12 protein-coding genes are annotated in these 12,873 nt (G+C 66.6%); 6 read left to right on the forward strand and 6 right to left on the reverse strand.

Annotated features, from left to right (window positions below; translation table 11 throughout):
• Window positions 1–49 precede the first annotated feature (49 nt).
• From AC07UH_RS17790 to AC07UH_RS17800, 3 genes are all read right to left on the reverse strand, one after another.
• Entirely contained in the window at window positions 50–427 is a 378-nt protein-coding gene (locus AC07UH_RS17790) for a winged helix-turn-helix domain-containing protein (RefSeq protein ID WP_041394111.1), read from the reverse strand.
• A gap of 1 nt (window position 428) precedes the next feature.
• On the reverse strand, window positions 429–635 hold the full coding sequence (locus AC07UH_RS17795) for a TOBE domain-containing protein (protein ID WP_137897767.1): 207 nt from the start codon (window positions 633–635) through the stop codon (window positions 429–431).
• Window positions 636–698: 63 nt separating this feature from the next.
• On the reverse strand, window positions 699–1,961 hold the full coding sequence (locus tag AC07UH_RS17800; protein WP_495181348.1) for a S41 family peptidase: 1,263 nt from the start codon (window positions 1,959–1,961) through the stop codon (window positions 699–701).
• Window positions 1,962–2,114: 153 nt separating this feature from the next.
• Between AC07UH_RS17800 and AC07UH_RS17805 the strand changes: the two genes are divergently transcribed.
• The gene (locus tag AC07UH_RS17805) at window positions 2,115–4,193 is read left to right on the forward strand and encodes a TonB-dependent siderophore receptor (protein ID WP_495181349.1); all 2,079 of its coding nucleotides are present in this window, start codon (window positions 2,115–2,117) and stop codon (window positions 4,191–4,193) included.
• A gap of 90 nt (window positions 4,194–4,283) precedes the next feature.
• Here AC07UH_RS17805 and AC07UH_RS17810 read toward each other — a convergent pair whose 3' ends face one another.
• On the reverse strand, window positions 4,284–4,424 hold the full coding sequence (locus AC07UH_RS17810) for a hypothetical protein (protein WP_495181350.1): 141 nt from the start codon (window positions 4,422–4,424) through the stop codon (window positions 4,284–4,286).
• A 208-nt stretch (window positions 4,425–4,632) separates the two neighbouring features.
• Between AC07UH_RS17810 and AC07UH_RS17815 the strand changes: the two genes are divergently transcribed.
• From AC07UH_RS17815 to AC07UH_RS17825, 3 genes are all read left to right on the forward strand, one after another.
• A complete protein-coding gene (locus tag AC07UH_RS17815) occupies window positions 4,633–6,783 on the forward strand; it encodes a TonB-dependent receptor (RefSeq protein ID WP_495181351.1) in 2,151 nt (716 codons plus the stop codon).
• Between the two features lie 92 nt (window positions 6,784–6,875).
• Window positions 6,876–7,151, forward strand: a complete 276-nt coding sequence (locus AC07UH_RS17820) for a BrnT family toxin (protein ID WP_495181352.1) — start codon at window positions 6,876–6,878, stop codon at window positions 7,149–7,151.
• Window positions 7,138–7,368 (forward strand): BrnA antitoxin family protein, encoded by a 231-nt coding sequence (locus tag AC07UH_RS17825; protein WP_495181353.1) that lies wholly within the window; start codon window positions 7,138–7,140, stop codon window positions 7,366–7,368. The genes AC07UH_RS17820 and AC07UH_RS17825 overlap by 14 nt, the downstream gene beginning before the upstream one ends.
• A gap of 51 nt (window positions 7,369–7,419) precedes the next feature.
• Here the strand turns inward: AC07UH_RS17825 and AC07UH_RS17830 are convergent, their stop codons facing one another.
• Complete coding sequence (locus AC07UH_RS17830) at window positions 7,420–10,464, reverse strand: TonB-dependent receptor domain-containing protein (protein ID WP_495181354.1); 3,045 nt, start codon at window positions 10,462–10,464, stop codon at window positions 7,420–7,422.
• Between the two features lie 352 nt (window positions 10,465–10,816).
• Between AC07UH_RS17830 and AC07UH_RS17835 the strand changes: the two genes are divergently transcribed.
• Window positions 10,817–11,587: a thioesterase domain-containing protein gene (locus tag AC07UH_RS17835; protein ID WP_495181355.1), complete on the forward strand. Its 771-nt coding sequence runs from the start codon at window positions 10,817–10,819 to the stop codon at window positions 11,585–11,587.
• Here AC07UH_RS17835 and AC07UH_RS17840 read toward each other — a convergent pair.
• Window positions 11,584–12,231 carry a PAS domain-containing protein gene (locus AC07UH_RS17840; RefSeq protein ID WP_041394123.1) on the reverse strand — a complete coding sequence of 216 codons (648 nt, stop codon included), beginning with the start codon at window positions 12,229–12,231 and terminating at the stop codon, window positions 11,584–11,586. The genes AC07UH_RS17835 and AC07UH_RS17840 overlap by 4 nt on opposite strands.
• A 194-nt stretch (window positions 12,232–12,425) precedes the next feature.
• On the opposite strand from AC07UH_RS17840, the gene AC07UH_RS17845 reads away from it, so the two are divergent.
• Window positions 12,426–12,860: a pyridoxamine 5'-phosphate oxidase family protein gene (locus AC07UH_RS17845; RefSeq protein WP_495181356.1), complete on the forward strand. Its 435-nt coding sequence runs from the start codon at window positions 12,426–12,428 to the stop codon at window positions 12,858–12,860.
• The last annotated feature ends 13 nt before the right edge of the window (window positions 12,861–12,873 follow it).

Below are 12,873 nucleotides of genomic sequence, written 5' to 3' on the forward strand. Positions count from 1 at the left end.
TATCCGGGCGTATATCGACTGTGTATTCAGGCGTATATAGAGGATCGGCTCAGCGCGCGGCGGGGGGCAGCGGCTCCGGGCGAAGGCTGGCGCGCAGCCGCGCATAGGCGGGGCGATCGGCGATCGTCGCCGCCTCGGCTTCCATCTCGCGATACGCCTGCAGCACGAGGATGCCGGTGTCGGTGATGCGCGCGCCCCGCTCCACCCCGCCGCCCCGCAGCGTTTCGACGACCGGCGGGTCGAAGCAGCGGTTCATCTCGTCGACGAGCAGCCATGCGCGCCGGTAGCTCATGCCGAGCGCGCGCCCGGCCGCCGAGATCGAGCCATGCGTCTTGATCGCGTCGAGCAGGTCGGCCTTGCCCGGCCCCAGAGCGAGGGCATCACCGCAGGCGATCTGGAGCTTGAGCCAGAGCGGGCCGATCTTCATGTCATTTGCCGATCATCACGTCGCTTGCCTTGACGATGACCGTCACGGTATCGCCCGCGGCGAGGCCGAGGTCAGCAATCGCCTCTTCGGTGATGCTGGCGGTGACGATGGTGCCGCCCCCGATGTCGACCTTGACGGTGCCGTTGACCGCACCGGGCGTGATCGCGACGATCGTGCCGGAGATCTGGTTACGCGCGCTCAGCTTCATCGTTCATCCTCCTCATCGTGTCGGACCCGTCTACGTCGATCGCCCGCCGATCGCCACGGTGCATCATCGCGCGGGCGATCCGCCGCTGCCGATCGCGGCCAGCACCGGATCAGCGGTCCGATCGCGCTCGGCGCGGTCGAGATAAAGGGTCGGCCGATAGGCTTCGCGCGGCAGGCCGGTGACGGTGAACAGCTGCTCGGTGCCGATATCGACCCTGGCTGCCGATCCGTCGATCGTCTCGTTGCTCAATCCGCCGAGCAGATGGGCGAGATCGGTGCCGACGGTCGTCGCGCCGATCGCGTCGAAGCCGATCATCAATCCCTCGCCCATGCTGCCGGTCCAATGGCCGCCGGCGACATAGACCTTGCCGGCGTAACGGCTGCCATAAGGCGCGACAAATTCGGTGAATTTGCGCGTTGGCCCGAGCACGCGCGTCTCATAGGGAATGACGTGCGTCTGATAGGGCCGGTCGTGATCGACGAAATGCCCCATGATCCCCCGCGCCACGCTGGTGTTGCCGCCGCTCGGCGTATTGCGCAGATCGATCAGCAGCGTCGTCGTGTCCGCCAGCGTCGCCAACGCCTCGCCGAACTGCTTGATCAGCGCCTGATCGCCCAGGGCGTTGTTGATCCGGATGATGCCCAGCGCACCGTGCCGTTCGTCCTCGACGAGCGGACCGGTCTCGATACGAGCCGCCTGGTCCGACGTCGCCGCCAGCGCGATCGTGCGCCGGCGCCGGCCGTCGACGATGTCCAGCGATCGCGGCTGCTTGCGGCGTCCCGCCAGCGCCACGTTGAAGGCGAAAGCGACCTGGACCGGGCTCAACGCGGCGAACGGGCGGCCGGTCACCGCCTCGATCGCGGCGCGCGGCGGGTCTCCGTCGATCCGCAGCACCGTCATCCCCGACCGGACGCCCTTGGCCAGCGCATCGCTGCCTGCCCGCACCTCGCCGATCCGGAACGCCGCGCCATCATAGGTGCCGAACAGGTCCGACGATGTCGGGATGATCGCCCAATCGTCCGCCTCGAAGGGGCCGACGATGAAATGCGGGTCCGCAAAATTGTGCGATACCAACTGGAGCGTATCGATGAACGCCTTGTCGGACGGCGCAGCCTTGGCCCGGGCCGCGAAGGCGGCGAGGATCGCATCGCCGTCGATGCCCGCCCGATCGAAATAGCCGTAATGGTCGTGCAACAGCGTTTCGAACGAGGACCATGCCTTGGCGGCGTCGAACGCAGGCGGCTGGGACTGCTGCTGCGCGTTCGCGGCAATGCTCGATAACAGCATCCATCCGCAGAGCGGGACGAGCAGGCGCGGTGCAATCATGGCGTGTGGTATCGGACAATCGGCGCGCCACGGGAAGGGCGATGCCGAAGGTCGACTGCAGGCGGTATTGCGTCGCAGCAAAGCGGCTTTATGATACGTTGCAACATACCTAACGCCGGCGCATCGCATGATGGACCGGTGCCTGGAGACCGCATGCCTCTTACAACCGGCTTCGTCCGTCGTTTCCGTCCGTCCGCTTTGGGGTACGTCCTTGCGATCGGTGCCGCGCCGCTCGCCGCGGAGGCGCAGGACGTCGAGGAGGAGCGCGCCGACATCGTCGTGCTCGGCACGCGCAGTACGGTCGATCGGACGCTGTCGTCCGATCCGGTGACCGAGCGGATGTCGCAGTCAAGCCGCTCGCTCGAACACGACGTCCTGCAAGCGGCGGGCACGTACCGGCTCAGCGATGCGCTGGAGCTGGTCAGCGGCTTCAGCCAGCAGAACAATCGCGGCGGTGTCCTCGACAATTTCGCCATCCGCGGCTTTCTCGGCACGCCCGATGGCGGCGCCGAATTCTACGTCGACGGCTTCGTCGCCAACCGCGGCATGGCGCCGCCTCGCGATCCCGCGACGGTCGAGCGGATCGAGGTGCTGAAAGGGCCGGCGGGTGCCGTCTTCGGCGACGTCGATCCGGGCGGGCGGGTCAACATCGTCAGCAAGGTGCCGCGCTTCTCGTCGCATGCGCATGCTGCCGTCACCTACGGATCGTTTGATACGCGCCGGGCCGAGCTCGATGCGACGGGGCCGATCAGCGACACTCTGGCCGCACGGATCGTCGTCGCGGCGGAGGACAGCGACGGCTGGCGCGATACCGTGTCGCTCCGGCGCCGCATCGTCTCGCCATCGCTGACCTGGCAGCCCAGCGCGGCGGTTCGCCTGACCTATCTCGGCGAGATCATGCGGTTCGACACGCCGTTCGATCGCGGCATCCCCGCCGTCGGCGACGATGCCAACGCGCTGCCCCGCTCCAATTATTACGGCGAGCCGGCGAACGGCGTCACGCGGTTCCGCAATATGCGCCATCAGCTCACCGGCCTCGCGCGGCTCGCCACCCGCTGGACGCTGAACGGCGGTGTCGTGTGGCGGACGGGATCGCTCAAGGGCTTTTCCGCGGATCAGTCGCGGATCGTCGGCACGCAGCTATGGCGCCAGCGCCGGTCGCGCGACTTTGCCGTCGACGATCTGTCCGCGCGGCTGGAACTCGCCGGCGACGTCGGACGGCACCGCGTCAGCATCGGGCTGAAGGGCTATCGCCTGACCTATGGCGAGCGCTGGATGCGCCGCAATCCCACCGGGGCGGCGCCCTATGCGGTCGATCTGTACGATCCTGCGCCGACCTATGGCGCGATCGCCGCGCCGCTTCTGCCCTTCACCAACAACGACGAGCGCCGCTGGGCCGGCACGCTCTACGTGCAGGACATGTGGGACGCGACCGATCGGCTCACCCTCGTCGGTGGGGCCAGGATCGACCCCTATCGCCAGACGATCGTCAACAACACCACGGGCGGTACCGGACGCACCGTCGACGCGCCGGTCAAGTTCCGCGCCGGCGCGCGTTATGCGGTGGACGGCCATGTCTCCGTCCATGCCAATTGGGGTGAGTCCTTCCTCCTCAACTCGGGCACCGGGCGGACCGGGGAGGGGTTCGCCCCCGAACAGGCGCGCGGCTATGAAGTGGGCGTTGCCGGACGCTGGCAAGGACTGGACGTCGGCCTGACCTGGTTCGACATTGCGAAGACGAACATCCTGACCACCGATCCCATCGACGCCGGGTTCAATGCGCCGGTGGGCGAGTTGAACAGCCGGGGTGTCGAGGTCGACGCCTCGCTGCGCCTGGGGCAGCGCTGGCAGGTCGTCGCCAATTACGCCTGGGTCGATGCACGCAACGACGACGCGGCCTTCGCGACGCCGCGGGTCCTCGGCGTTCCCGCCCATGCCGGCACCGTGTTCGTCGTGCACCACCTGCCGCTGGCGAACCGCACATGGCAGCTCAGCGGCGGCATCGGCTATGTCGGCGACCGCGCCGGATCGCTCGACGCCGTGCCGCTGGTGCTGCCCGACTACGTCAAGGCGAAGGCCGCGATCGAGGTACCGGTGTCCGACGTGCTGCGCGTCCGGCTCGAAGCGGACAACCTCTTCAACGCCCGCTATGCCGCAAGTTCCTACAGCAGGTTGTGGGTCTTCCCCGGCGCACCGCGGACGGTGCGCGCATCCTTGCGGATCGGGATCTGACCACACCGACGCAAGGCGTTCCGTCTAGGTGTCAAATCCTCCCCCGCCAGGGGGAGGAATGCCGCTACGCCGATGGATGTCCGATCGACCCTAGGCGAAATTACCCAATTTATCCGCCTCGTCATCGGGCAGATCATGCTCCGCCGGACTGTCGTTCGGCATGCCGGTGCCCGGCTCGGTGGACATATCGCCGGGGTCGGGCTCGTTGCCTGGAATGCGGGTCGGGTTCATCGTCTCGTCCTCTGCTGTACCGTGCAAACGCACGAGCGCGCAGAAACGGCACCGACGGTCCGGCGCGCGGAGGGGGCCAGTCGCCCGTTCGGCTAACGTCCTGATGAATAATGCGTCATCATCGCCGGTTCGGCTTGCCGGTGGCGAACGTGCGGTGCAGGGGCTGCGGCCCGGGAGATCATGTTACACTATAACATAGGGGACGCCGATGCGACCTGCCCTGATCGTAAGCCTGCTGCCGTTCCTCGCCCCGTCGATCGCCCGCGCGCAGGATGCGCCGGCGCCGGTGCCGCCCGCAACCGCCCCGGCCGCGCAGACCGGCGATGCGGGCGCCGGCACCGACATCGTCGTCACCGGCCAGCGGCTCGATGCGGCACGCGCGCATATCCAGCCGAGCCTCGGCGCGACCAGCTACGAGATGACCAGCGCGACGATCCAGGCGCTGCCGGGCGGCGAGAACCAGCAGTTCAACCAGATCCTGCTGCAATTGCCCGGCGTGGTGCAGGACGGCTTCGGCCAGTTCCACGTCCGCGACGATCATAACGGCCTGCAATATCGCATCAACGGCACCATCCTGCCCGAAGGGCTGGCGGTGTTCGGCCAGACGCTGTCGCCGCGCCTCGTCGACAAGCTCGAATTGCTCACCGGCGCGCTGCCCGCGCAATATGGCCTGCGCAGCGCGGGGATCATCGATATCACCACCAAGAGCGGGCTGTTCCAGAACGGCGGCACCGTGTCGCTGTACGGCGGCAGCCACGACACGATCGAGCCGAGCTTCACCTATGGCGGCTCGACCGGGCGGACCAATTACTTCGTCTCGGGCGACTATCGCCACGACGCGCTCGGCATCGAGAGCGTCGACGGCCGGTCGAACCCGGTGCACGACGATACCGACCAATATCAGGGCTTCGCCTATGTCGATCACATCCTGAACGACAACAACCGCATCTCGTTCGTCGGCGGCTATTCGAACCAATGGTTCCAGATCCCCAATCCGGTCGGCGCGCAGCCCGACGGGACCTGGTCGGTCGGCGGCCGCACCGCCTTTCCGAGCGAGGCGCTCGACGAGCGCCAGCTCGAACGCACCGGCTTCGGGCAGCTCAGCATCCTCCACGACGCCGAGCCGCTGACCGTGCAGGCGTCGGTGTTCGGCCGCTATTCGTCGCTGCGCTATCGCCCCGACGTGCTCGGCGAATTGCTGTTCAACGGCCAGGCGCAGGCGGCGCTCAAGCAGGATTTCACGCTCGGCGCGCAGACCGACGCGGTCTACCATCTCGGCAGCGCGCACACGCTGCGCGGCGGCCTACTCGCCAGCCGCGACCGCAGCACCAGCGCGACGCAGACCAACGTCTTCCCGGTCGACGACGACGGCGCGCAGGCGGGCGAGCCGATCATGATCGCCGATCGCGCCGCCAAGACCGCGGTGACGCTGAGCGGCTATCTGCAGGACGAATGGGCGTTCGCGCGCACGCTGACGCTCAACTATGGCGCGCGCTACGACCATTATGCCGGCTATCGCACCGAGAACCAGCTCAGCCCACGCGCCAATCTGGTCTGGCAGCCCGATGCCCGCTTCACCGGCCATATCGGCTATGCGCGCTATTTCGTGCCGCCGCCCTTCGAGAATGTCGCGGTGACCAGCGTCGCCTCGCTCGCCGGCACCAGCGCCTATCCCGCGGTCACCACCGACACGACGCCATTCGCCGAGCGCCAGCATTATTTCGACGCCGGCTTCCAGATGAAGCCCGATGCGCATCTCACCTGGGGCATCGACGCTTATTACCGCATCTCGAAGAACCTGATCGACGAAGGCCAGTTCGGCGCGCCGATCATCCTGACGCCGTTCAACTATGCGCAGGGGCGGATCGGCGGGATCGAGGCGAATGCGAGCTACGCCCGCGGGCCGTGGAGCGTGTACGCCAATTTCGCCGCGGCCAAGGCGAAGGGGCGCGACATCGTCTCGAGCCAGTTCAGCTTCGGCGCCGACGATCTCGCCTATATCGCCGACCATTACATCTATCTCGATCACGACCAGAGCTACACCGGCTCGGGCGGCCTGTCCTATGCGATGCGCACGGGCGCGCTGGCCGGGACCAAGCTGGGCGGCAGCCTGCTCTACGGTTCGGGCCTGCGCACCGACGGTGCGGTGCCGAACGGCGCCAAATTGTCGCCCTATGCGCAGGTCAACCTGACCGCGAGCCACCATTTCGCCGCGCGCAACGTCGACGTGCGCTTCGACGTCATCAACGTCGCCGACCATAAATATGAGATCCGCGATGGCGGCGGGGTCGGCGTCGGCGCGCCGCAATATGGCCCGCGGCGCGGCGTCTTCTTCGGGGTCAGCAAGGCGTTCGGCTGACGCCCGGCGCGGGCCGCATCGAGCAGATCCCTGACCACCTATGGTGGACTATGGCTTTGCGACATCTATTTCCGGGTGTACGATAAACGACGATGGAGATCGAGTTCGATCCAGCCAAGGATGCGCGCAATCTCGCCAAACATGGTGTGTCGCTGCGTGCGGCGGCAGGCTTTGACTGGGACACGGCATTGGAGCGTGAGGACGATCGCTTCGATTACGGGGAGGTCCGGTTCGTTGCCTTGGGGATGATCGCCGATCGCCTGCACGTGCTGGTGTTTACCGAAGGCTCCCATGACGGTGCCGTGCGCGCGATCAGCCTGCGTCCCGCCGAGAAACAGGAAGCGAGATTCTATCATGGCCAAATTTGATCCCGCTATCCACGACGACAACCCGCCGATGGATGCCACCTTTATGACTGGGATGACGCCGTCGCGACGCGGGCGTCCCAAGTCGGACGCACCGAAGGTGGAGATCAAGATCCGTCTGGATGCGGCGACGGTCGAGCATCTGCGCGGCAGCGGCCCCGGCTGGCAGACGCGGGTCAACGCATTGTTGGCAAGGATGGTCGCGGCCGGACAGATCTGACCGGCCGCGATCGCGTCATCCCGGCATGGCCGGGATGACGGATGGTCAGGCTTAGAAGTTGATCGTCGTGCCGATCGCGATGTTGCGGCCCAGCGAGTCGTAGCGCTGGGGAATGGTGTTGCTGCGCGCCAGGCTGATATTGTACGAATCCGGCACGATCGGTGGGCTCTTGTCGAGCAGGTTGTTCGCGATCAGGCGCAGCGCGAACTGCTTGGCGATCGCGAAGTTGAGCGCCAGGTCGAAATAGTTCTGCGGCGCGACGCGATAGTAATTGGTCAGCGCCCGCTCCGGGGTGCCGCCGATCGCCGGATCGCCCGAATTGTTGGCGTTGGTCAGCGAGCCGACATAGCGCCAGTTGAACGAGGCGCTGAACTTCTTGTCCATCGTCGTATAAGTGGTGCGCAGGCCATGGCTCCACTTGGGGATCAGCTGGCCGCAGCCGTTGCCGTAATAGCCCGCGCAATTGCGCTCGGGCTGCACCGGCGAATCCTGGCCGCCGGCGAAGGTGGTCAGCGAGCCGTTGAAGCCGAAGTCGAGACGGCCGATCGTGTCCAGGTCGAGCGCATATTGCGCCTGGAAGTCCCAGCCCTGCGCGATCGAGGTGTAATAGTTCGTCGTGCCCTGGCGGATATAGCCGGTGGTCGCGTTCGTCCCGTTGGCGAAGAGCGTACCGGTGGTCGGGTTGCGGACGATGCCCTGACAGAAGAACTGGTCGCCGCCCGAGCGCAGGCAGCCATCGGTGTAATAGCTATAGTCGTTGTAGCCGAGCGAATTGTCGATCTTGATCCGGTAACGATCGACCGAGAACACCAGCCCCTTGATGAAGCGTGGCTTGACCACCAGGCCGTAGGTCTGGGTGTAGGCGGTCTCCGGATCGGCGGTGAAGCCGCCCGAGCGCACCGAACAGGCGGCCGTGCCGTTCGGCGTGGTGCCGTTGCTGCACAACAGCGTCTGGCTGCCGTACAGCGCGTCCGACAGGCCAGTCGCTCGGCACACTTCGCGCGAGGCGATCGGCGCGCCATAGGTCACGCCATTGGCGCCGGTGGTGACGGTGGGAGCGCAGAAGTCGTTGAACGTGCCCGAACCGCCGCCCGCGAACTCAATGTTGCTCGCCTGACGGATCTCGACGACGGTCGGCGCGCGCTGCGCCTTGTTGAACGAGGCGCGGAAGGTCAGGTCGCGGACCGGGGCGTAGACGCCCTCGACCTTCCAGGTGTTGAAGGTGCTCGGGTTGCTGCTGTACTTGGAGACGCGATAGCCGCCGTTGAGCTGGACCAGTTCGGCGAACGGCTTGTGCTCGACCAGCGGCGCCTGCACCTCGATATTGGCTTCCCAGACGTCCTGGCTGAGATAGGTGTCGTTGCCACCGAGCGCGCTGCGATAGGCGGCGTCGGCGCGCGACGACAGCGTATCCTTGCGATATTCGGTGCCGAGCGCGATCGCCAGACCCTGTTCGGCGAACGGCGAGGTGATGCCGTATTTGCCGAGGTCGCCGGTCATATTGGCCTGGACGTCGTACAGCGTGCCGGTGGTCACCGAGGTGCCGGTGCCGAACAGATAGTTGATCAGCGCAGGGTCGGTGTTGCCGGCGCTGAAGATGTCGAAGGGCACGCAGCCCGCCGCGCCGCTCGCGCAGGTCGGTGCCGCCGCGGTGCCGCCGACGTTGACCGCATTCTGCAGATTGCCGGGGATGCCGAAGCTCGGGATGTAATCCTGATGGTTGCGCGCGTAGACGCCGCCCACGTCATAGGTCCAGGCGTCGCCGACCTTGCCGCGGACACCGCCGGTCAGACGGACGCCGGTGTTGACGTAAGTGTCCGGCCGGTCGCTGTTCTCGCCGAGGCGATAGGCGAGCGTGACGGGCACGCTGGTGGTGCCGGCGCCGCAGCCGATCGTGGTCGCCTGCGTGCCCGACAGATACGGGTTGCTGCAATTGACGTTGACGGTGCCGCTCGCGATCGTCGGATAGTTGTTGTACGATTTGTCGCGGAACCAGATCCCCGACGCATAGAGTTCGGCCTCGGGGGCGAGTTCGAGCGTGGCGAAGCCGCCGGCGTTTACCCGCTCGGACGGCCGCTGATAGGCATAGCCGCTGAAATAGTTCGACGCGTTGCCGGGGCCTGCGGCGAACGGCACGAAATTGCGCGAACCGTCGGGATTGTTGACGAACTGTCCGCCGGCGTTGGCGCCCGCCTGCGGCGTGATCAGACCGCTGGTTGAGCTGCTCGGGGTCAGGCCGCACGACAGCGGACCGTTGAGCTGCAGCTGGGTGATGTAGCAGCCCGCGTTCGACCGCGAGGTGAGGGGGATCTCGTCGGTCTTGCGATAATTGACGAAGCCGCTGAGGTGGAGCTTGCCGTCGAGCAGCTTGGTGCCGGCGGTCAGCGTCACGTCGGCACGGCCGCCGTCGTTGGTCAGGCCGCGCGGGCTGCCGAAACCGGCGGCACGGGCGAGCGGCGAGACGATCGTGTCCTTGTTGTTGTGATTGTAGAAATTGTAATTGGCGTCGAGCTGGACGCCCTCGAAGTCCTTGCGCAGGACGAAGTTGACGACGCCGGCGACCGCGTCCGAACCATAGACCGACGAGGCACCGCCGGTGAGCACGTCGACGCGCTCGAGCAGCGACGGCGGGATGATGCCGACGTCCTGGCCGTTCTGCGTGCCGAGGCGCTTGCCGTCGATCAGCACCAACGTCCGCTCGAAGCCGAGCGTGCGCAGCTTGATGCGCTGGCGACCGTCGGAATCGTTGTAGGTCTGCTGGCTGTCGGGCGCGACCTGCGGCAGGCGGTTGAGCACGTCCTCGACGTTGACCGGCGCCTGCGCGCGGATGTCCTGCTGCGTGACCGAGGTGATCGGTGCGGCCGAAGTGACGTTGGGGCGGTTGATGCGCGTGCCGGTGACGACGATCTCGCCCGAGCTGGGCGCGTCACCCGACTGGCCGGCGATCGCCGCGGCGCGGGTGTCGGAGGCGACCTCGGCATCGGCGCCGGGCTGCGGATCGGCCTGCGCCGCCTGCGTGACGGCATCGGGCGAGGCCGGATTCGGGGTTGCGGCAGGCGCCTGTTGCGCCATCGCGGGGAGGGTCCAAAGCCCCATCGCACCGATCAATGCGATACGCGAAACCGAGTGAATCAACACGCCTCTCCCTCTCTCTTCGCCGCCTGGTAACGCTACCGTAAACTGTCCGGCGGTCGGAACCAAATCAGGTCCTCACCAGACCGGGATAATACCAATTTCCTCCTAAAGTAAATACATCTTGATTTTGAAGGCACTTATCCCCTGCAACTGTGGCATGCGTGCCATAACGGGCGCTGACGGGCAGGCGGTGGACCGCTCCCATCGGGCACCGCCGCGACCGGATGCCAGCGCGCCCGCATCGTCGATCACCGCCCGCACCGCTGCTGCCGGTAAGCAAGCCTCAACGGGTCATCGATTATGATGCGAAGGCATGACGGCAGCGCTCCCCTATCACTTTTTGCTGCTTCCCGGGCTGGGCGACGACGCGGGCCATCACGTCCGCACGTTGGTAGCGACGCTGGAGCGGTTCGGCAGCGTCCACCAGCTGCGCAGCGTGCCGGATCTCCGCATGGCGCCGCGGACTGCCGGGACCTTCGCCGCCTTGCTCGATCTGCTCGAACCCGCTCTGTCGGCGACGCCGACGGCGCAGCGCGTCGTGCTGGTCGGCTATTCGATCGGCGGAACGCTCGCCTTCGCGCTCGCCGACCGGCTGGCGCGCCGCGGCCGCGCGCCGCACCTGGTCATCATGATCGACAGCAGCGCGGTCTATCCACCCGCCGCACTGAGCCTCGCGCAGGATGTCAGGACCGAACTGGCGCGGGGCCTGCGGTATATCGTCATCAACCTGCCGACGATGCTGGCGATCCGCGGCGGCCTGTTGCGCGTCGCCCGGGCGTACGTGCGGCTGGGGAATAAGATCAGCCCCAAGCATATCAACGGATCACGGATGCGCCTCCTCGTGCATTATTGGGTGGATGCGATCACGGGAACGACCCTGCCCGATTATGGCGGGCGCGTGCTGCTGTACAAGGCGGCCAAGCACCGGCCGCGGATCACCGCGGCCGATCTCGGCTGGAGCCGGTTCGCCGCGACCTTCGAAATGAGGCGGATGCCGGGCGATCACTGGACGATCCTCAAACAGCCCGAATTGTACGACAATCTTGCCGACCTGCTGCACGACCGACCCGCGAGCGGCGTTTAGTCGACCGGCTGGAGTGCCGCGGTCAGCAGCCGTTCGATCTTGCCGAGGCCGTCGTGCCCCAATTGGACGCTCGCCGTTCCGTCGGACGACTGCACCAGCCGGCGTTGCGCCAGCACCCGCAGCCAGCGCTGCACCGAGTCAACCGGCAGGCCGGTCGATCCGGCGACGTCCGCGACCGACGCCAGTCGCCCCTCGGCCTCGGCGAGATAGAGGTCGAGCAGGATGAGGCCGGGGAAATCGCCGAACAGCTCGCGGCCGAATTCCTCCATCTTGAGGCTGTAGAGGTGCTTGAGGCGCAGCGCCGCCTTCCACATGCGCAGCGGCGTGTCGCGCGGGGCCTCATCCTCGCGCCACGACAGCGTCGAGACCAGATGCCCTGCCGCATCGAAGCGCGAGACGAGCAGGTCGACCTCGACGGTGGTGCCGTCGGGACGCCAATAGCGCTTGCGCAGCCGGGTCGGCGCCGCCTTGTCGACGAGGCTGCCGAGCATGTCGGCGCTCTTGTCGAGATCCTCGGCGACGGTGATCGAGCGATAGGAGGCGCCGATCAATTCGGCATGCGGCCGTTGCAGCAGGCGGCAGAAATTGCTGTCCGCGACGAGTATCGTTCCCGCCGTGCTCGAGACACAATGCGCAACAGGCATTCCGAATCCTATGGTGCCGGCCCCCGTGCCGCGGCGGGTGCCAGAGTATCGTGGTAAAGCAGCATCTTAGTCCATAACCGATTATTCTTCGCGGCGATATGGGCTTGGGGGGCACGACGCACCCGAACGGCGCCTGCGTTCGTTCCAGCCGCCGGTGCCAGTCGCACCTTCGCGCCCAGCAAAGGACATGCCGCATGACGGACCTCACGCTCCACGATCTGTCGAAGAAGATGGCCAAGCTCGACTTCGCGATGATGGCTACCCGCTCGGCGGCCGGCGTCATCACCGCACGGCCGATGAGCAACAACGGCGACGTCGACTATCACGGCGAAAGCTATTTCTTCTCCTATCAGGATTCGCGCAAGATCGCCGACCTGCGCGACGATCCGCACACGACGCTCAGTTACACCGGCGCGGCCGGGATGCTCGGCGGGCCGCCGCTGTTCGTCACCGTCGAGGGCCGTGCCGCGCTGATCGAGGACCGTCAGGCGTTCGCCGACCATTGGACCAAGGATCTCGACCGCTACTTCCCCGACGGCATCGACACGCCCGGCATCGTGATGATCCGCGTCGACGCCGCGCGCATCCGCTATTGGGACGGCAGCGACGAGGGCGAGATCACGCCCTGACGCGGCCCGGCGG

It is taken from the genome of Sphingomonas sp. GW821-FHT04B01 (assembly GCF_059420425.1).